This is a genomic window from Leeuwenhoekiella sp. ZYFB001, assembly GCF_011784865.1.
Classification (GTDB): Bacteria; Bacteroidota; Bacteroidia; order Flavobacteriales; family Flavobacteriaceae; genus Leeuwenhoekiella; species Leeuwenhoekiella palythoae.
The window spans coordinates 2,108,532-2,127,208 of record NZ_CP050460.1 but is presented as its reverse complement, the minus strand read 5'-3'; the positions used below and the strand labels follow the sequence as shown (position 1 = coordinate 2,127,208).

General features: G+C 41.7%; 16 protein-coding genes. 12 read left to right on the top strand and 4 right to left on the bottom strand.

Annotated elements, in window-relative coordinates:
* Positions 1–29: 29 nt before the first annotated feature.
* Positions 30–2,474, bottom strand: a complete 2,445-nt coding sequence (locus tag HCN54_RS09275; RefSeq protein ID WP_167597550.1) for an outer membrane beta-barrel family protein — start codon at positions 2,472–2,474, stop codon at positions 30–32.
* Positions 2,475–2,859: 385 nt separating this feature from the next.
* Here HCN54_RS09275 and HCN54_RS09270 point away from each other — a divergent pair, with 385 nt between their 5' ends.
* Positions 2,860–3,225, top strand: coding sequence for a CoA-binding protein (locus HCN54_RS09270; protein ID WP_167597549.1), 366 nt, complete (start codon positions 2,860–2,862; stop codon positions 3,223–3,225).
* Here HCN54_RS09270 and HCN54_RS09265 read toward each other — a convergent pair.
* Positions 3,196–4,641 carry a sodium:solute symporter gene (locus HCN54_RS09265; RefSeq protein ID WP_167597548.1) on the bottom strand — a complete coding sequence of 482 codons (1,446 nt, stop codon included), beginning with the start codon at positions 4,639–4,641 and terminating at the stop codon, positions 3,196–3,198. The two genes, HCN54_RS09270 and HCN54_RS09265, sit on opposite strands and share 30 nt — an antisense overlap.
* Positions 4,642–4,873: 232 nt before the next feature.
* Between HCN54_RS09265 and HCN54_RS09260 the strand changes: the two genes are divergently transcribed.
* The 4 genes from HCN54_RS09260 to HCN54_RS09245 are packed head-to-tail and all read left to right on the top strand — an operon-like array spanning position 4,874 to position 6,896.
* Complete coding sequence (locus tag HCN54_RS09260; RefSeq protein ID WP_072979813.1) at positions 4,874–5,104, top strand: hypothetical protein; 231 nt, start codon at positions 4,874–4,876, stop codon at positions 5,102–5,104.
* Positions 5,105–5,677 (top strand): phosphatase PAP2 family protein, encoded by a 573-nt coding sequence (locus HCN54_RS09255; RefSeq protein ID WP_167597547.1) that lies wholly within the window; start codon positions 5,105–5,107, stop codon positions 5,675–5,677.
* A gap of 1 nt (position 5,678) precedes the next feature.
* Positions 5,679–6,623 (top strand): NAD-dependent epimerase/dehydratase family protein, encoded by a 945-nt coding sequence (locus tag HCN54_RS09250; protein ID WP_167597546.1) that lies wholly within the window; start codon positions 5,679–5,681, stop codon positions 6,621–6,623.
* A gap of 9 nt (positions 6,624–6,632) precedes the next feature.
* The gene (locus HCN54_RS09245; RefSeq protein ID WP_167597545.1) at positions 6,633–6,896 is read left to right on the top strand and encodes a hypothetical protein; all 264 of its coding nucleotides are present in this window, start codon (positions 6,633–6,635) and stop codon (positions 6,894–6,896) included.
* Between the two features lie 57 nt (positions 6,897–6,953).
* Here HCN54_RS09245 and meaB read toward each other — a convergent pair whose 3' ends face one another.
* Positions 6,954–7,994 carry a methylmalonyl Co-A mutase-associated GTPase MeaB gene (gene meaB, locus HCN54_RS09240; RefSeq protein WP_167597544.1) on the bottom strand — a complete coding sequence of 347 codons (1,041 nt, stop codon included), beginning with the start codon at positions 7,992–7,994 and terminating at the stop codon, positions 6,954–6,956.
* Positions 7,995–8,171: 177 nt separating this feature from the next.
* Between meaB and HCN54_RS09235 the strand changes: the two genes are divergently transcribed.
* The 5 genes from HCN54_RS09235 (at position 8,172) to HCN54_RS09215 (ending at position 12,417) form a co-directional block, all read left to right on the top strand.
* Complete coding sequence (locus HCN54_RS09235; RefSeq protein WP_072979803.1) at positions 8,172–8,600, top strand: organic hydroperoxide resistance protein; 429 nt, start codon at positions 8,172–8,174, stop codon at positions 8,598–8,600.
* Positions 8,601–8,824: 224 nt separating this feature from the next.
* A complete protein-coding gene (locus HCN54_RS09230) occupies positions 8,825–9,316 on the top strand; it encodes an RNA polymerase sigma factor (protein WP_072980443.1) in 492 nt (163 codons plus the stop codon).
* Positions 9,300–9,899 (top strand): hypothetical protein, encoded by a 600-nt coding sequence (locus HCN54_RS09225; RefSeq protein WP_167597543.1) that lies wholly within the window; start codon positions 9,300–9,302, stop codon positions 9,897–9,899. Before HCN54_RS09230 ends, HCN54_RS09225 begins: the two co-directional genes overlap by 17 nt.
* Before the next feature lie 16 nt (positions 9,900–9,915).
* Positions 9,916–11,634: a hypothetical protein gene (locus tag HCN54_RS09220; RefSeq protein WP_167597542.1), complete on the top strand. Its 1,719-nt coding sequence runs from the start codon at positions 9,916–9,918 to the stop codon at positions 11,632–11,634.
* A gap of 90 nt (positions 11,635–11,724) precedes the next feature.
* Positions 11,725–12,417, top strand: a complete 693-nt coding sequence (locus HCN54_RS09215; protein ID WP_167597541.1) for a peptidoglycan DD-metalloendopeptidase family protein — start codon at positions 11,725–11,727, stop codon at positions 12,415–12,417.
* Here HCN54_RS09215 and HCN54_RS09210 read toward each other — a convergent pair.
* The gene (locus HCN54_RS09210; protein ID WP_167597539.1) at positions 12,414–13,259 is read right to left on the bottom strand and encodes an AraC family transcriptional regulator; all 846 of its coding nucleotides are present in this window, start codon (positions 13,257–13,259) and stop codon (positions 12,414–12,416) included. The two genes, HCN54_RS09215 and HCN54_RS09210, sit on opposite strands and share 4 nt — an antisense overlap.
* A 334-nt stretch (positions 13,260–13,593) precedes the next feature.
* Between HCN54_RS09210 and HCN54_RS09205 the strand changes: the two genes are divergently transcribed.
* Both HCN54_RS09205 and HCN54_RS09200 read left to right on the top strand, forming a co-directional pair.
* The gene (locus tag HCN54_RS09205) at positions 13,594–15,966 is read left to right on the top strand and encodes an alpha-L-arabinofuranosidase C-terminal domain-containing protein (protein WP_167597537.1); all 2,373 of its coding nucleotides are present in this window, start codon (positions 13,594–13,596) and stop codon (positions 15,964–15,966) included.
* A gap of 12 nt (positions 15,967–15,978) precedes the next feature.
* Positions 15,979–18,675: a DUF5695 domain-containing protein gene (locus HCN54_RS09200; protein WP_167597535.1), complete on the top strand. Its 2,697-nt coding sequence runs from the start codon at positions 15,979–15,981 to the stop codon at positions 18,673–18,675.
* The last annotated feature ends 2 nt before the right edge of the window (positions 18,676–18,677 follow it).

The window sequence follows — 18,677 nt, the reverse complement described above, 5'->3', positions numbered from 1 at the left end:
GCAATTATAATAAAAAAATTAAAATTGTGTTAAAATAATCCACCGCCGTCTTTTTCATTGTCATCACGGTTTTTGCGTTTCTTCGCTCTGAACTTACTATCGCCAAAACGATAGTTAAATCCTACGTATATCGTGTTGCTTTCCCAGTTGAACTGACCCTCTACGCGATACGGACTCACAGCCGTAAAGCGCGCTTTCATCGTATTAAAAATGTCATTGTAGTTTAAGCTGATGGTCCCTTTACCGTCAAAAATGCTATAACGCGCGCCAACATTGGTCATAAACATCGACTTGTTTCTAAACTGAATACTTTCCGCAGGACCTCTAAACATCGCAAACGCCGTAAAGGTAAGTCGCTGAGTAGCCGTAAAATTATTGATAATACGGGTGTTGAATATAGAATTGGTCACCTCACGTTCCGTAAGCATAATATCTGCTGCTGTTGGATTCTCAATGTCTGGATCTAAGGATTCTGAAATACCGGTCTGCGTCTGACTAAACAGATCAAAACTTGCATTCAAGCTCCACCATTCGGTAGGTTTATAGTTGGCACTTACTTCAAAACCGTATGCGGTGGTTGAATCAAAATTATCGTTGGTTAATACCATACGATCTAGATTGAAGCGATCTACATAAACCGCCTGGTTGATCTGATCTTCAATGATGCGGTAAAATACACCGGCGGTGATGCTTCCCTTGTCCAGAGAACGTGTGTAATTGGCTTCTAGCGAATTAGTAAACTGCGGACGTAAATTCACGTTTCCGTATTCGGTTACCAATGGTGAACTCCATTCTCTAATAGGATTGACCTGCCCAACGCCCGGGCGATCAATTCTTCGGCTATAACTTACCTGATACTGATTTTTTTCCGAAGGATTAAAGGTTACATAAGCCGAAGGATACAACTCAAAATAGTCGTTGGTAAATGCGCGAACGCTATTGGTATCTGCAGCTACGTTCACCTGCTCTGCACGCACCCCGGCTTGATACGACCACTTCTCGTAGTTTTTTCCATAAGTCACATATGCCGAATAAATATCCCTACTGTAGTCAAAAAGCGTGTTGGGCGTAGGAACCAGATTGCCCTCTGAGTTATAAGATTGTCCGGTGCTGCTGTAGCCAATATCGGTGTTAAACAAGATCGCTTGTAAGCCAACTTCAAGTTTTTCACTTTCAGAAAGTGGATTGACATAATCTAAATTCAAGGTAGTGCGATCGCGCTTGGTATCTACAAAATCTTCGTAATCGGGTAGAGGCGTAGCACCTGTAAAGTCGAAGAAGGTGTCTTCGTCTGCGTCAAACGTATTGTAATCGGCTTCAAACTCGATGTTGTGCCCTTCTTTTTCAAAATCAAGTTTGTAGTCAAAGTTGTACTGCTGCGAGTAATTGTCCATATCTGCGCCAAAATCTTGCATCAGATTGCGCGTCATATCATCAGCATAAACAATGTTTATATTTCCGCCGGGAGTGCCTATAAAACTATTTTGAGAAGTGAAAACGGAAAGCGTGTTCTTATCATTAAGATACACGTCAAGACCCACTTTAAGCAGGTGTGAATTCTGGTCATTCAGCATATCAAAAAATTGTGTCGAATTATCGCCTTCGCGAAAGATCGTTCCGTAATTGGCACGTTTTGCGATGGTGTTACTGTAATTAGAATACAGGTTGAATTTACCGTTGCGGTAGTTCAAATTCAAACCACTGTTAAACTGCGGATTTTTCTCATAAGCCAGACCGGCGCTTACATCACCGTTAAAGCCAATGTTCACATTTTTGTGCAATACAATATTGATAATCCCGCTCATTCCGTCCGGGTTGTATTTGGCTGAAGGATTGGTGATCAATTCGATCTTTTTGATCGAGTTAGACGGAAGCTGTTTTAATAATTGATCTGCAGGAATATTAGATAATTTTCCGTCAACCATAACTTGTACGTTGCTGTTTCCGCGTAGCGTAAGTGCTCCTGATTGCTGGTCTAAATTCACCGAAGGGATATTGTTCATTATATCTGCTGCCGAAGCTCCGGCAGTAGTCAGATCTTTCCCAACGTTGATCACTTTACGGTCAATTTTTTGCTCTATCGTCGTGCGCTCAGCGACAATGTTCACGGCATCTAATTCTGCCGGAACAGCGCTAAGATTTAGGTTGCCCATATCGTGCTTGCGATGGTCACGATCGATTTTTAAATCGCGTTCAAAAGCTTCATACCCTATAAATTGAACCCTAAGCGTGTAAATACCTTCCGGAATTTTGTTGATTTCAAAAGCCCCATCGTCGTTGGTGATGCCACCGGTTATCGTTTGTTCTCCCGAAGTAATAATTACGGTAGCGTAGGGAATAGGCTGGTTTAGGTCGGCGTCAAGTACAACACCACTTACAGAGCCGGTAACTACCTCATTGGGTTTTGGCTGAGCAAAAAGCAGCGTGGTACATAGTGTGAAGAGTAGGCATAAAAGCCCATGGTTAGATTTCATAACTGTTCGATTTTGTTGATTGATAAAACATAATACTTTGTAATGCATAATAGCTGAAACAAAGTACCCCGTGATTAGCGGTTTATAAATAGACGAACGTGTTTTAAATCTGTTACAGTAAAAGTTACATTTATTCTGTAAACCCTAATTTAGCCACGCTAGTTTATTGATTTTAAAGCGGTTGTAAGCGGAATAAATTTGATGTACTAGAATAAAAGATAACCCGAGACCGCTAAATCTCGGGTTATCAAGCTTGAACGCTAGAAATTAACACTAACCATCAAAACTAATTTATAAACGATTCAAACTTGGAAGTCGACTTCTATTACATAGACTAGTCTTAAAAGCTATTGTTACAGCTGCGGGAAACCTTTAACTTTGATTTATGAAAGCAAAGAAAACCTTGGTGCTTGGCGCCTCTCTAAAACCTATACGCTACTCGTATATGGCAATACATAAATTGGTGAAAAATAACCAACCTGTGGTGGCGATCGGTTTAAGGGAAGGGGAAGTCGCCGGGATAACCATTGACACCGGTATGCCAGCATATGAGTATATAGATACGGTCACGCTGTATCTCAATGCACAGCGTCAGGAAGCTTATTACGACTATATCATAGGATTGCAACCTAAACGTGTGATCTTTAATCCGGGGACTGAGAATCCGGAGTTTTATAAACTCCTGCAAGCCGCAGATGTAGAAGTAGATCCTGCGTGTACGTTAGTGCTTTTGAGTACGAATAACTACTAAGCCCAAAAAGGTTAGGAGTCCGTTTAAGATCAAGATAAAGAAACCAAATTCAAAATTAAGGTAGGTCAAGGTCAACTGACTGATGATGTATCCTAAAATCGGAGAAGCTACGGCAGCGACCGGGACAAGCCTGTCTTTGACTTGCCATTTTGTAAACAATCCGAAAGCATATAAGCCTAATAAAGGCCCGTAGGTGTAGCCTGCAAATACAAACAATCTGGCGATCACGCTTTCATCAGCAATGAGGTATTTAAAACCAATGATCACAAGGATTAAAAGCAAAGAAGCTGCAACGTGTATTTTTTTACGAATGGCGATCTGCTTCGCCTGATCATACTTTTTTTCGATCCCTAAAATATCAATACTGAAAGATGTCGTGAGCGAAGTCAATGCACTGTCTGCGCTCGAATAGGCTGCAGCAATCAACCCTAAAATAAAACAGATGGCAATCCCAAAGCCCAATCCGCTTTTTGTTGCGATGAATGGGAAAAGATCGTCTTTTGAAGCTTCGATCCCATTTTTCTGTGCATAAACGGTAAGCAAAACTCCAAGTGCGAGGAACACAAAATTCACCACGGTGAGTACGATCGTAAACCAAAACATATTTTTCTGAGCGTCTTTAAGGCTTCGGCAGGTAAGATTTTTTTGCATCATATCTTGATCGAGACCGGTCATCACAATTGCGATAAACGCCCCGCTGATGAACTGCTTAAAGAAGAAATCTTCGCTTTTCCAATTATCAAAAAAGAACATTTGCGATAGATCACTTTCCGCAATAAAATTAAAAATCCCACCGGGCTGAAGGCCTAAATCGGTTGAGACAAAATAGATGGCAACACCCAGTGCGGTAAGCATAAACAGGGTTTGCAGCGTGTCTGTCCATACAATGGTTTTGATACCGCTCTTAAATGTGTACAGCCAAATGAGCAGAATGGTGATGGTTACGGTTACCCAAAACGGAACTTGCATACTGTCAAAAACCAAGAGTTGTAGCACATTTGCCACGAGGTATAATCTAAAACTCGCACCAACCACACGGCTGAGTAGAAAAAAGGATGCGCCGGTTTTATAACTAGCGACACCAAAACGCCCTTCAAGATAAGTGTAGATCGAAGTTAGATTCAATCGGTAATAGAGTGGAAGCAAAACAAGGCTGATAACAGCATATCCCACGGTATAACCTAAAACCACCTGAAAGTAGCTAAACTGTGACGCTTCAACCCAACCCGGCACAGAAATAAACGTCACTCCCGAAAGCGAAGCTCCGATCATCCCAAATGCGACCAGATACCACGGCGATTGTTTACTCGCTTTAAAAAAATCTTCATTAGAGCCACCTTTTCCGGTGAAATAGGAGATCAACATCAAGGTGATAAAATAGCCAGCAATTAATAGGAGAATGGTTGTGGGCTGCATAGCGCTTGAGGGTTTATAGAATTGGGCACGAAGATACGGTATAAAATTGCAACAATGTGGCGTCGCTGTTTTGAGAACTTAGGGCTAGTGCGGGCTTTTAAGGCGGTTCTCTTTAGGAAACTTACCTTTGCTCAGAATAATGCAATTTTCGGCGGGCTTTTAAATTAAATGTTAGTTGAGATGCCTAAATTTGCCGACCGTTTTATCAAGACGTTAAACTTAAATTTCATTTATGGAGCTTCCTAAATTTATATTGGGCGATAACACTGATTACCCAGAATCTATCTTTGTGATTCACACTGATTTTCCGCGGTTTATCATTGACCTTAAAACTGACGATGTGGAGTGGCTGGAGGATTTTGATAAAAATGATGAAGAAGAACTCGCTACCGAAGCCGAAGGTTTAATTCAAGCGGCAACTGATTTTTACGATAGAGAAGTAGCACGCTACGAAGAAGATTAAATGAATCAATTAAAAGAATTGGATTATGAGTTGTATCTCTTCCTCAATAATTTGGGGTCAGAGACTTGGGATCCATTCTGGTTATTTTTGACCAATAAATGGTCGAGCATTCCGCTGTACGCGTTGTTACTGTTTTTGATTTTTAAGAAATTCGGTCTTAAAGGTACACTGTATACGCTAGTGACTGTTACCCTTTTGATCACGGCTACAGACCAGTTAGCCAATGTTTTTAAACACGGTTTTGAACGTTTGCGTCCTTGCGGGCAAGAAGGAATTATGGAACAGGCGCGTTTTATCGCAGTACGCTGCGGAAGCTACGGGTATTTTTCGGCACATGCAGCAAGTACAATGGCGCTGGCCATTTTTGTAGGCTTGCTTTTGCGCTCAAGATTCAAGTGGATTTTTCCGTTTTTAATCGTGTGGGCGCTGCTTGTAGGATACAGCCGAATTTACGTAGGTGTGCATTATCCCGGCGATGTACTCACCGGATTTATAATTGGCGGCCTCATTGGTTTACTGATGCAGTGGCTGCATCGTTTTGGCTATGCCAAAATTTTTAAAGAAACATATTAGTATGAAAATATTGGTGACCGGAGCTGCCGGTTTTATAGGATCACATTGCGCCGAACGTTTACAGGCGATGAATCACGAAGTAACAGGGATAGACAATTTCTCTCCTTATTACAGTCCGGATTTAAAAGATCGAAATGCCAAAGCGTTGGAGTGTGCGGGAATCCCAATTCTTATTGTAGATCTTAGAACGCCTAAAGATTTTGAAAAGCTTCCTACAGATTTTGATTATATCTTTCACTTTGCCGCACAGCCCGGTATTGCAGCGACTTCAAGCTTTGAAGATTATTTGATGAACAACCTGGTGGCGACTAAAAACCTGATCGATTTTGCGTTAAAATGTGAGGGTCTTAAACTGTTTGCTAATATTTCTACTTCGTCTATTTACGGTTTAAGAGCGACCTTGACCGAAGATGCGGCTCCAGAACCTGCGTCTTTCTATGGCGTGACTAAACTTGCAGCAGAGCAAATCGTACTCTCTAAAACCAGAGAGCAAAAAATGAATACCTGCTCATTGCGTTTATTTTCGGTTTACGGTCCGCGTGAGCGTCCAGAAAAGTTATACACTAAATTAATAGGCTGCGGCTTCTTCCATCAAGAATTTCCGCTGTTTGAAGGTAGCGAGGATCACGTGCGTAGTTTTACGTTTGTAGATGATATCATTGATGGTGTAGTTAGCGTTATCGGAAAAGAAGATGTGGTGCGCGGCGAAGTGATCAATCTGGGTACTGAACAAGAACACACCACCGGAGAAGGTATTGCGATTGTTGAAGAACTTCTGAATACTAAAATTCGCAAGGATATTGTACCGAAACGTGGCGGGGATCAGATGTTTACCAAAGCCAATATTGAGAAGGCGCGTCGCTTGCTGAATTACAATCCTTCAACGACCTTAAAAGAAGGTCTTCAGAAACAAATAGAATGGTACCGTCAAGAATTTGTAGACTAATTATTTGAGATGCGACTAGATCCTAAAGACCGAAAATTTTTAACCGACTGGAAAGAAAAGCGAGAGGCTAAATTTCAATTTATTCTCGGGGTTACACTTCAAGTTATTTTAGGAGCGCTCACCTATAAATTAGTGATCACTTATTTTATGGGAGGTATTTTTGATACTACAGATTTTATACTTTTTGGTGTAATCGGTTTGGTTTTAGGTGTTGTTGTAGGCTTTTTAAAATACCAAAAGAACGAAAAGCGGTATGCACGTTTAAAATCCTGATCAAGTTTGGTTAGTAGTTAATAGGTATCGCTGATAGATAGAATTGCCAGAGGTAACTTATTTGAAGTTTTTCAAGAGTTCTTGTGCCGCCTGAAACGCCGAAACCTCACCTGCATTTATGGCGTCTAACAGTTGCGGTAATTGCTGTTTAACCGTTTCATCTTTATAAAATCGGTCTTTTAAAGCATTCACAACAGTAGCCTGTAACCAGTATTTATTTTGATCTTGACGATTACTTTCAAAAAAGCCATTAGCTTTTGTGTGCGCTTCAAATTCCAGAAGCGTCTGCCGGATCTCATCAATGCCTGTTTCTTCGAGTGCGCTGCACAACATGATTTTTGGTTGCCAGGCGCTTGCTTTAGGTCGGTATAAATGAAGCGCTCTTGAAAATTCGGTTTTAGCATGTTTGGCCGCTGTGGTATTTGTACCGTCTGCCTTGTTGATGACGATCGCATCGGCCATTTCAATAATTCCACGTTTAATACCTTGCAATTCATCTCCCGCTCCGGCAAGCTTCAGCAGTAAGAAAAAATCAGTCATTTGATGCACGGCTGTTTCACTTTGACCCACGCCCACCGTTTCAATAAAAATGAGGTCAAAGCCTGCCGCTTCACAAAGGCTTATGGCCTCTCGGGTTTTACGAGCCACACCGCCCAAAGCGTCACCTGCCGGTGAAGGCCTTATAAAAGCCTTAGCATTAGCCGTAAGTCGTTCCATTCTGGTTTTATCGCCTAGGATGCTTCCTTGAGAAATAGAACTGCTGGGATCTACGGCAAGAACAGCAACTTTTTTTCCTTGTGCGATGGCAAGCATTCCTAGCGCTTCTATAAAGGTACTTTTTCCTACACCCGGAACACCGGTGATCCCTACGCGCAATGCATTTTTTGTGTGCGGAAGACAGGCCGCCAGAACTTCTTGAGCAGTTTCCTGATGTGCTGAGGTTGTACTTTCGATCAGCGTGATCGCCCTGCTGAGCGCAATGGTATTTCCTGCTAAAATTTCGGCGCTTAACACTTGAGGATCAATAGGGCGCTTTCTGTTTTTAATCAGTTTTTGAGCTGCAATAAGGTCAATATGCTTATTCTTAGGTGTTTTCAAGTCTTCTATTCTGAACTGTTAAAGGTAAAAGAAAACCTTACCGATACCGCTCTTACCGTTCAAAAATCTTGGCTCAAAATCCGGCTTGCGGATTTTTGTGAAATCTTTAAGAATCTCACGTTGATTCCTCTCTAAAGGATTGGTATATTCAAAATATTAATCAACGAAAATTTTATTATGAAAGCTTTATATAAGGCAAAGGCTACCGCCACAGGTGGTCGTGACAGTAGTGTTTCAACAGATGACGGAACTCTCGATCTTGATTTGAGTGTGCCTAAAGGACTGGGTGGAGCCGGTGGAGAAGGTACCAATCCAGAGCAATTGTTTGCGGCGGGATATTCGGCGTGTTTTGGTAGTGCATTGGCGCACGTAGCACGTGGAAAAAAGGTAGATCTTGGCGATTATACGGTGACTGCTACGGTAAAGATCGGTAAGAATGAAGAAGATATGTTTCAGCTTGCAGTAGTGCTTGATTGCTATTTACCTACTGTGGATGTTGAAGAAGGTGAGGCTTTAGTAAATGAGGCTCACGAGGTTTGCCCATATTCTAGAGCTACGATGGATAACATTGATGTCACGTTAAACTTATTGTTAGACGACGAGTAACTCATACTTACTTTAAAGATTGAGACCCGCTTTTTAAGCGGGTTTTTTTTTGCTTGTAATTGAGTTTTAGTAGATAGTTTTAAGCAAACGAAAAAAAATGTTGCACTTTGCAACGCAGACGAAAAAACTTCGTCTTTAGAAAAGGAATTAGCAACTAACCATTTACCATTTTGCAAATTACCGAAATACTTGAACGATGTAAGCAAAACGACCGGCGTGCGCAAATGCAACTTTATAATAAGTATAGCGAGGGCATGTATTATGTTGCTTTTAGGTTTTTAAAGAATTCTTTTGAAGCCGAAGAAGCAATGCAGGAAGGTTTTGTAAAAGCGTTTACTAAAATGCATCAATACAACGGAGAGGTGACTTTTGGGGCTTGGTTAAAGCGTATCGTGATCAATAAAAGTATTGATATGCTGAAGGCTAAAAAACTAGAGCTGGTCGCCATTAATGAACAAGTATTGGGTACGGTAGATGAGCATAATGACTGGTCTGTAGATGATGGGATTACGCTAGATCAAATCAAAGCAGCTATTGAAGAATTACCAGAGCGGTATCGCTATGCGGTGATGCTCTTTTTAATAGAGGGATACGACCACCAGGAAATATCAGAAATATTAGAAATAACTGAGGTTGCATCGCGTACGCTGGTGCACCGCGGAAAGAAAAAATTGCAGGAGAAACTTAAAACTAAATATCATGGCACAGGATATTAGAGAAATGTTTAAAAATGATTTGAGCATTCCTGATGAGGGGCTTAAACGAGGGCACGAAGCGCGATTTAATGCGCGTCTGAATGCGCACTTTGGGAAGGAGGCAAAAGCCAAAGCCGAAGGTTATCTCTGGATGAAAATAGCAGCCGTTTTGGTTGTGCTGATCGCAATTAGTGGGCTGTTGCTAAACAATCCATTGAGTACCGGCACTCAGGCTGAGCAAGCCGTAGAGGCTAACTCGCTTGCGACCACCCAGCCGGTAAAAGTGCAGCTGAGCGACTTCTCTCCAGAGTACAAGCAAATTGAAGATAGTTATCTGGCAACCATTCATATGGAATTGGCACAACTTAACGTCACCGATGATAACAAAGCCATTGTTGATGCTTATATGGGCCAGCTCGAAGAGTTGAATCAAGAGTATGATCGTCTTAACGCTGATCTGGTAGAAACAGGAGTGAACGATTACAATATTCAATCTTTGATTGATAACCTTCAGTTTAGATTGGATTTATTGAACAAATTGAAAGAGAAATTAAACGAATTACAAGTGTCTCAAAATAATGAGATACAAACCAATACCTTATAAATCGATGATGAGGATTATGAAGTGTTATGCGAAGCTGTTGGCGGTTTTGGTTTTTATTCCGCAGGCAAACGCACAAACTACAAACAGCAAGCTCAATGAGCGCTTTGCTACTAATGCTAACGTGGCCATCCTTACAGAGTCACAATACGCTGACATTGTTTTTGAAGATTGGAATAAAAATGAAGTTGAAGTCGAAGCTGTTATTGAGTCTGAAGATTTAAGTAAAGAAGAGATCAATCAGCTGCTTAAAGGCTGGCAAGTTAACGTTCAAGGCAATAGTAAAGCTGTACGTATCATTAGCAGTGGTGCGCCTTCGACGGCCAGTATAGCTTTAGGGGATACTCAAGTACGTGGCATCAATGACTTGATCACGGCATCTATGCAGCAAATGATTCAGCCGGTGATGCAGCAACCTAATGTTTCACCAGTTTTGCAACAGTTTGCATCTATGCAGATTCCTGCAGAATTCTACAAGGGGATGAATGCTGTTTCATTTGACTACCAGGCGTATAAACGTGACGGGGCTAAATATTTAGAGCAGTATAAGCGCAAGATTGAGCAGAATCTGGGAGAAGATTTTGATGTGGTAATGAAAAAATGGGAGCAGAATAATAAAAAGCGAGTTGCCGCAGGGCAAGGTCTTGCCGGAAGCAGTCTACTCGGGATGCCAAAATCACCTTTCGGAGAAGATATGAGTTTTGACAGCGCTGCTTTTAATCGCGATAAGAAAGCCTACGTTGCCGCGATGAATAAAAAATACGGAACCAATGTAAGTGTTTCTCAAGTAGATCAGTGGCGTAGTGCCATTGAAGATTGGGGCGATGAGTTTAGTGCAGATATGAAGGCTTGGGGAGAACGTTTTGGTAAGCAGCTGGGCGGTTCTACTGAGGCTTTGGGAGCTACCTTTGGCCGTGCTATTGAGAGTGATATGGCGGCTTTAGGGCAAAATGTTGAAAAAGCAATGCAAAGTTGGAGTAATGACTTTGCAAAGAAATTAGAGCAAATGGCTGAAGCCCAAGGCGGAAGTCTTAAAAAAACGGTTACTACAGACGCTAATGGAAATGTGAGCACGCAAATGACCTATAGCTATTCGGGGGCTCCTTCTGGGGCTGCTATCGCAGTAAAGCCTAAAGGCACATTTTCTCGTAAAATTATCGTGCATATGCCTAAAGCGGCACAGCTAGACCTTAACGTACGCCACGGTAACGTGAAGATCTCTGAGGCTACCAACGCCCGGGTAACGCTCGCGCACGGAGATTTTATGGCAAATACTATTTCTGGTGAAAAAACCTTGATCAACGTTGCGTACAGTCCGGTTGATGTGACTACTTGGGATTACGGTACGTTACGCGCAAATTATATTAAGAACTGTGTGATTGATAAAGCAAAAAGCATCAATGTAGATTCTAGAGCAAGCAGTATCGTGATCAACGAACTCGAAGATGCGGCGGTGATTACGGGAAGCTTTGGCGAACTTTCAATCCCAAAATTGGGTAAGAATTTTAAAACCTTAAACATTAGTGTAGAGAACAGCGATGTAGTACTCAACCTGCCGGAAACACCTTTCCATTTTAATTTTAATGGTGTGCGCAGTCGTCTAAATTATCCGAGAAAGATCGAGGCTAAAGTTATGGAAGGCTACAACAGCAGTATGGTTAACGGCTTCTATAAATCAAGAAATACAGACAGTATTATAGCGATTTCATCTAAGTATAGTGATATCGTCCTTAATTGAGTTTTTTAGTTTAATTGTTGTAAAAAGTCCGTTCCTGCCAGAACGGACTTTTTTGTTTTAGACTGCATAGAGAATTGTATTTTTGGCGCGATGGAACACAGCCTTTTTTTAAACCGAATCGCACAATGTACTGCCCAATTCACACCGGTGGTAGATGCGGTATACGCGGCTTCAGATTACCGATTTTTAGATCTTTCTACGACTAACGAGATCCTAAAGGAAGTAGATACAAGTTCTTCAAAAGCGATTCAGCTTTATATCAATACATTTCTTGCAAAAACTGGTGGGCGTGTCGCATATGGCGGTTATCTAGAAAAGCGTAGTATTTATGACCGAAGCCTTTATTTTAATAATGATGATCCAGAACTTAAGCGCAACATCCATTTGGGATTAGATGTCTGGGTTCCCGCCGGAACAGCGATTTTGGCGCCGGTAGCTGGTACCGTTCATAGTTTTAAAGACAACACAAACTATGGAGATTACGGTCCGTGTATTGTTTTAGAACACCGTTTTGAAGATTTCCATTTTTATACACTCTATGGTCATTTGTCTAGGGCCTCCTTATCTGCTTTAACCGTTGGGCAGAAGATCTCGGCGGGTCAAACCTTTGCGCATCTGGGAACCTCAGAAGAAAATGGCGATTACGGGCCGCACTTGCACTTTCAAATCATAAAGGATATGCAAGAGTTTAAAGGCGATTATCCCGGAGTTTCCACGCATAAAAAGCTGGATTTTTATAAGAATAATTGCCCTGATCCTAATCTATTGCTCAAGATCTCTTAAGCTACGTGCAGGCGGTATTGTGACGGTGTAGTATGCTTTAATTCTTTAAACTTTCGGTTGAAATTGGCTATGTTCTGAAACCCGCACAGTTCAGAAATGGCGGCTACAGAAAGCTCTTTTTCTTTGTACAAAAGTTTGCACGCGTGCTCGATACGCAGTTCGATCAAAAACTGTAAAAACGTCTTATTGGTACGCCGTTTAAAATAACGACAGAACGCGTTTTTGGTCATATTGGCGATTTCTGCGATGGTGTCAAGCGTAATATTTTCGTGAAAATGATCAAGCGTGTATTGATACACGTCACTCATACGTTTCCCTTCGATATCTGTGTATTTTTTATGGTAGACAAAGGATGAAAGTGGAGTTTTATCTGACTGCTGAATCAAATCAAGAATTTGAAGAAATGAAGCCAAGCGTTCAATACGGCTTTGATGTTTCAACTTAGAAAATTTTCTAATGAGTGATTCGGTATTCGTTTCGATCTTCATTCCGTATTCGGCTTCATCAAAAAAACTATCTATTCCTGACATTTCAGTAAGCTTGAAAAACTCTTTTCCAAAGGAATTCTTAGTGAAAAATAGCGTGTACATAACAGATTTATCGATCGCGTTATCATCGCTTCTAAATACGTGCGGAACGTGTTCGCCAATGACCAGAATATCGCCTTCTCGATAATCATTAATCGTATCACCAAGAATTAAATTTCCCGAACCTTTTGCGATATAACTGATTTGGATCTCCTCGTGCTCGTGAAGTTTGTCGTAAAATTTGAGTTCGTGATCTTCTTGGTAAACAAGCGCTTCTTTACCGGGCTTGGGTATTTTAAAAGGAAGAACTTTCATAGGGGTAAGGGTGACTATTTGTTTGTGCTTGCTATAAAATTGGCATTAAAAAATGATTCATGTCAAGTTTAGGGGTAATATAGTATCAACATAGGTTACTTATTCATCATAAAAAAGAGACTTTAACATTTGGCTTCTACTTGAACTGCATAAAACGTTTTATTTGGGCGATATTTCATCGGTATTAGTACTTGATTAACTATAACGGTATAGTAAAAACTGTATTTCAGTTAATATGCTATTATCTTTCGCTAACTTTAACAAATAAGGTCTTGGTTAATTACATTTATTTTAGTCAGACTTTTTATCTGTTATTTTAAGACTTCTTCCGGGTATGAATTTCACGACTAAATCGCTTCACACTATATATAAAATCAATTTTATAAGTATTCTGTTTGTGTTGGTTTCTGGTTGCGCTCCAACCGAAAAGCAACCATCTACGGTGCTCTTATCGCCAGATAAAAATCTTGCATTCAAAGATGCCGGATGGGAAACAGAGTATTGGAGCAATCAAGAGAATTATTCAGACAGTATTTTTAAGGATACCGATACTAAAGTATTAGTGATCACGCACGACAGTCTTCAAACGGGACGTATTTTTAAGAAAGTAAATGTCAAGCCCTATGCTCAATATAAGGTTAGCGGATTTATTAAAACAGAGGATGTTTCGACTGAAAAATCCAATGCCGGAGCGGGATTTGGTTTGGGGAAATTTTCCTCTAAAACAGATACTGTTTTTAAGGGAACCAAAGACTGGACACCGGTCGAAATGACATTTAATACAGAAGGAGACGACAGTTTTATTATAGAATGTCTATTAGGGAAAAATGCGCCTGCTTCCGGAACGGCTTATTTTAAGGATATTAAGCTTGAAGAACTTTCCTCGCAAACCCTTGAACCTAAAGTTAGCATCGATCTGGAAGCGCAAAAAGTGCCGATGTCGCCATATATCTATGGACAGTTTATTGAACATATGGGAAAATCTATTTACGGCGGACTTTGGGCTGAAATGCTTACCGACCGTAAATTTTACCACAAACCCGGTACTTCAGCTTCGCCTTGGGAAGTTTCAGTAGACAGTACAGCGATAGCTTTAGATGCAAAAAATGGCTTCTCAGAACAGGCATTGCCAGTTTTTAAATTGGATGAGAATCAAATTTTCTTGAAACAAGACTCAATCGCTGTTAAACCAAATACGAATTATGTAGGCCGAATTGTTTACAAAACTAAAGGACCTTTTAAAGAGGTTAGTATTGGTTTGGAGGCGCTCAATTCTAAAAATACGGTTGGTTTCAGTATTTCGGAATCGGAAGCATTTGTTACCAAAGAATTTGAATTGCATACAGGGGAGAATTCAGGAAGTTTAGCAAGTCTAGAGATCTCTTTTGAAGGAAAGGGTACGGTCACGCTCGCCGCAATTTCCTTAATGCCGGAAGATAATATTGATGGTTTTCGCCCGGATGTGATCGCGTTGTTGAAAGAATTAGATTCTCCCATTTACCGATGGCCCGGTGGAAATTTTGTTTCGGGTTATGATTGGAAAGATGGTATTGGGAATCCCGATACACGTCCTACACGATATGAGCGCGCTTGGAATGGCTTAGAATATAACGATGTGGGAATTCACGAGTTTATGCAACTCTGCAAAATTCTAGATGCTGAAGCCAATATTGCCGTGAATACCGGCTTAGGTGATGCAGCATTGGCAGCAAACGAAGTGGAGTACTTTAACGGTGCTGCCACTACGCCTATGGGAAAACGCCGAGCGGCAAATGGTCATCCTGAGCCGTATGATGTTCAACTTTGGGCGGTAGGAAACGAGATGTTTGGCGACTGGCAATTAGGCCATATGCCAATCAAAGAGTATGTAAAAAAGCATAACAAAGTAGCCGAAGCAATGTGGGCAGTAGATCCTGATATAGATCTCATCGCTGTGGGTTATCCCGGGGAATGGAATGATATGATGTATCAAAATACTGCTGAAAATATGACTTACATCAGCGAGCATTTTTACCGTCAGGATTGGCACGCAGGCGGTTTGCTTACACACGTTAAGCAAATGCCCGATGCGATTAGAGCAATAGCAGAAGAACACCGTCGAGCTCGTAAGGAGGTTCCAGAGATTGCAGATCGTGATATTAAGATCGCACTTGATGAATGGAATTATTGGTACGGTCCGCACGAGTTTGGATTGTTGGGTACACGTTATTTCTTGCGTGATGCTCTAGGAATTGCCGCCGGATTGAATGAATTCTCACGCCAGTCTGAGATGTACTATATGGCCAATTATGCGCAAACGGTAAATGTGATCGGAGCGATAAAAACAACACCCACCGACAGCTGGCTTGAGGGAACCGGATTGGTTTTAAAAGTATATCGTAAAGAATTCGGTACTATTCCTGTTGCGGTTTCGGGTGCTCCAGAACCTTTAGATGTTGCGGCCACGCTAACCGAAGATGGAAACTATTTAACGCTTTCGGTTATCAATGCTACGCATCAGGAGTATCAATTGGCGCTTGACTTTATTACAGAGGACATTCCAACACAAGGAACAGCTTTTATGATCACAGGAGCCAACGATATGGTGTATAATGACGTGATGCACAAAAACAGTATTTACCTCGAAGAAACTTCTTTTGAGTTGGAGCAAAACAGCTTAGAGATTGCTAGGGAGTCGGCGGGAATCTATAAATTCAAATTAAATTAGAAATCAACGGATATGAACACGTATAAAAAAGCCTTAGGGGTATTTATTCTTCTTTTTATAGGCATTGCCGCCGGAGTACAAGCCCAGGAATATTGGGATAAGGTGAAAGAGCGAGAAGCGACTTTAGGCTTAGAATCGGGCTTTGAAACCTTAGAAACCGATCAATTTATACTGAAGTTGGTCAAGGCTTCGCAAACCGTAGCTTCTTTGGCTCCAAAATCAGATTCTGAATTTGATTTTACTCCCGGAGACCGCTTGGAGATCAGATCCGGCAACGGACTCTACCATTTAGGAGATATCAATTTTAGATACCGCCTAGAAGGTTCAAATGAATGGAATACGGTCTCAACCGCGACTGCCAGAAAACCTGTGGAAGCGATAGCTAAAGAAGGCGCTTTGGCTGCTGCTAATTTAGCCAATACGTTGCCGGAAGATCTTCCGCTTGACATTATACGCTACTATACCGAAGCCAATGGTGACTTGATCTTGGCGTTTGATTTTCAGAATAAAACCGATCAACCGATCGAGTTGGGCGCGTTGGGAATCCCGATGATCTTCAATAATATTTTAGAAGGAAATTCGCTGGAAGAAGCGCACGCTAAGAATGTATTTTTTGATCCGTATATCGGGCTGGATGCAGGCTATCTTGAAGTAAAACGCTTAGACGGAAAAGGTAAAACCTTACTCGTTCTTCCTGAGAACAATATGCCATTTGAAGCCTATCGCCCGTTGCTTGACGATCCTTCGCCGCGCAGTATTGTGTTTGAAGGGTTTCACGAGTGGATGGCCAACAGCAAGGCTTATGCTTCAGATGAATGGAAAGGTGTAAAGCAATGGAATACGCCAACGTCAAGTTTCTTAAAACCAGGCGAACTCAAAACATTTTCTGTACGATTAACACTCGCTCCGGAAATCAAAAAAGTACAGCAACAACTGACCGAAAAAGATATGCCGGTGGCTGTTGGTGTACCGGGATATGTGCTTCCGCAGGATGTACAGGGAAAACTGTTTTTAAAATATAATTCTGATGTAAACAGTATCAAAGTGACTCCTGAAGGTGCGCTTTCGGTTGAGAAAGATGCAGCTATGAATGCGTATGATGTGTACACCGTTACCGGAAATCAATGGGGAAGAGCCCGAGTTGAGATCAAGTACACGAATGGAAAAACGCAAAGTATCAACTATAAAGTGATTAAGCCCGAAAGTGAACTGGTTGCCGATTTTGGGAATTTCCTTTTTGACAAGCAGTGGTTTGATGACGATGAAGATCTGTTCAATAGAGCACCTTCATTGATTTCGTATGATTATCAGAACAAGCGTCAGGTTACGCAAGACGGAAGGGTTTGGATTGCCGGTTTGAGCGATGAAGGTGGCGCCGGAAGCTGGTTAGGCGGAATGATGAAACAATACCTTCAGCCTGATCAGGAACAGGTTTCAAAACTGGAAGATTTTGTAAACCAAACCGTTTGGGGTGTGTTACAAAATGCTGAGGGCGAACATAAATACGGCGTGCGTAAAAGTGTGTTGTATTATGAGCCTGAAGAATTTCCGGCAGGCACTTATAACGACACGATAAATTGGAATACCTGGGCGGCCTGGAATAAAGAAGGGGCCGCAGATCCGGGTAGATCGTACAACTATCCGCACGTGGTTGCTGCCTATTGGACGCTCTACCGCTTGTCACGCTATCACGATAATCTGGTCACACAAAAAGACTGGAAATGGTATCTCGAACAGGCGTATCAAACCACACTGGCGATGACTACTCAGGCTCCGTATTATGCGCAGTTTGGTCAGATGGAAGGAAGTATTTTTCTGCACGTTCTTAAGGATTTAAAACGCGAGCAACTCACAGCAGAAGCCACCAAGCTTGAAGCCGAAATGAAAAAACGTGCTGACCATTGGGAGTCCTTGGCCTATCCTTTTGGTAGCGAGATGCCGTGGGATTCTACGGGGCAGGAAGAGGTGTATATGTGGTCTGATTATTTTGGATATGACGCCAAAGCAGCGGTGACTTTGAGCGCTATTTTAGCCTATATGCCTACAATGCCACACTGGGCTTATAATGGGAATGCTCGCCGTTATTGGGATTTTCTTTATGGTGGTAAATTATCGCGTGTAGAACGCCAGATTCATCATTACGGTTCCGGACTTAATGCGATTCCTGTATTGAACAATTATCGGGAAAATCCTGAGGATTTACATTTGTTGAAGGTTGGCTACGGTGGCTTGCTTGGCGCGGTTTCTAATATTACGGAAGATGGTTTTGGCGCGGCAGCTTTTCACAGTTGGCCTTCAACGCTGGAGATCGATTACCTGTCGGGCGATTACGGTTCTAATTTCTATGGTTACGCGATCAATTCTTCGGCGTATTTGGTTGAAGATGCAGAATTGGGCTATTTAGCCTTCGGCGGAAATCTTACAGAAGAAAAGAATTCTGTTACGATGCAATTGACGACCGCTGCTAAAAATGCTGTATTTGTTCAGCCGTTAGCTTTGTGGATCACTTTAGATGCCGGAGCGGTTCAGCAAGTTAGCTTTGATAAGAAAACGAAAGAGGTACAGCTTACGCTAGCGCCTAAATCTGAAATCACTCCGTTTGCCTACGTAAACCTTCCAGAGGAATATACATTAGACTATGAGAAGGTGCGCGGTGCTTATAAAATTCCGCTTCAAGCAAAACCGATCACACTTACCCTAAAACATTAAAC

What these genes read in the sequence shown, in the direction of transcription:
- HCN54_RS09220 (WP_167597542.1), top strand. Translation starts at nt 9,916, where the DNA reads ATGAAGTGTTATGCGAAGCTGTTGGCGGTTTTGGTTTTTATTCCGCAG.
- HCN54_RS09230 (WP_072980443.1), top strand. Translation starts at nt 8,825, where the DNA reads ATGCAACTTTATAATAAGTATAGCGAGGGCATGTATTATGTTGCTTTT.
- HCN54_RS09225 (WP_167597543.1), top strand. Translation starts at nt 9,300, where the DNA reads ATGGCACAGGATATTAGAGAAATGTTTAAAAATGATTTGAGCATTCCT.
- HCN54_RS09205 (WP_167597537.1), top strand. Translation starts at nt 13,594, where the DNA reads ATGAATTTCACGACTAAATCGCTTCACACTATATATAAAATCAATTTT.
- HCN54_RS09260 (WP_072979813.1), top strand. Translation starts at nt 4,874, where the DNA reads ATGGAGCTTCCTAAATTTATATTGGGCGATAACACTGATTACCCAGAA.
- HCN54_RS09235 (WP_072979803.1), top strand. Translation starts at nt 8,172, where the DNA reads ATGAAAGCTTTATATAAGGCAAAGGCTACCGCCACAGGTGGTCGTGAC.
- HCN54_RS09200 (WP_167597535.1), top strand. Translation starts at nt 15,979, where the DNA reads ATGAACACGTATAAAAAAGCCTTAGGGGTATTTATTCTTCTTTTTATA.
- HCN54_RS09245 (WP_167597545.1), top strand. Translation starts at nt 6,633, where the DNA reads ATGCGACTAGATCCTAAAGACCGAAAATTTTTAACCGACTGGAAAGAA.
- HCN54_RS09255 (WP_167597547.1), top strand. Translation starts at nt 5,105, where the DNA reads ATGAATCAATTAAAAGAATTGGATTATGAGTTGTATCTCTTCCTCAAT.
- HCN54_RS09210 (WP_167597539.1), bottom strand. Translation starts at nt 13,259, where the DNA reads ATGAAAGTTCTTCCTTTTAAAATACCCAAGCCCGGTAAAGAAGCGCTT.
- HCN54_RS09270 (WP_167597549.1), top strand. Translation starts at nt 2,860, where the DNA reads ATGAAAGCAAAGAAAACCTTGGTGCTTGGCGCCTCTCTAAAACCTATA.
- HCN54_RS09215 (WP_167597541.1), top strand. Translation starts at nt 11,725, where the DNA reads ATGGAACACAGCCTTTTTTTAAACCGAATCGCACAATGTACTGCCCAA.
- HCN54_RS09275 (WP_167597550.1), bottom strand. Translation starts at nt 2,474, where the DNA reads ATGAAATCTAACCATGGGCTTTTATGCCTACTCTTCACACTATGTACC.
- HCN54_RS09250 (WP_167597546.1), top strand. Translation starts at nt 5,679, where the DNA reads ATGAAAATATTGGTGACCGGAGCTGCCGGTTTTATAGGATCACATTGC.
- HCN54_RS09265 (WP_167597548.1), bottom strand. Translation starts at nt 4,641, where the DNA reads ATGCAGCCCACAACCATTCTCCTATTAATTGCTGGCTATTTTATCACC.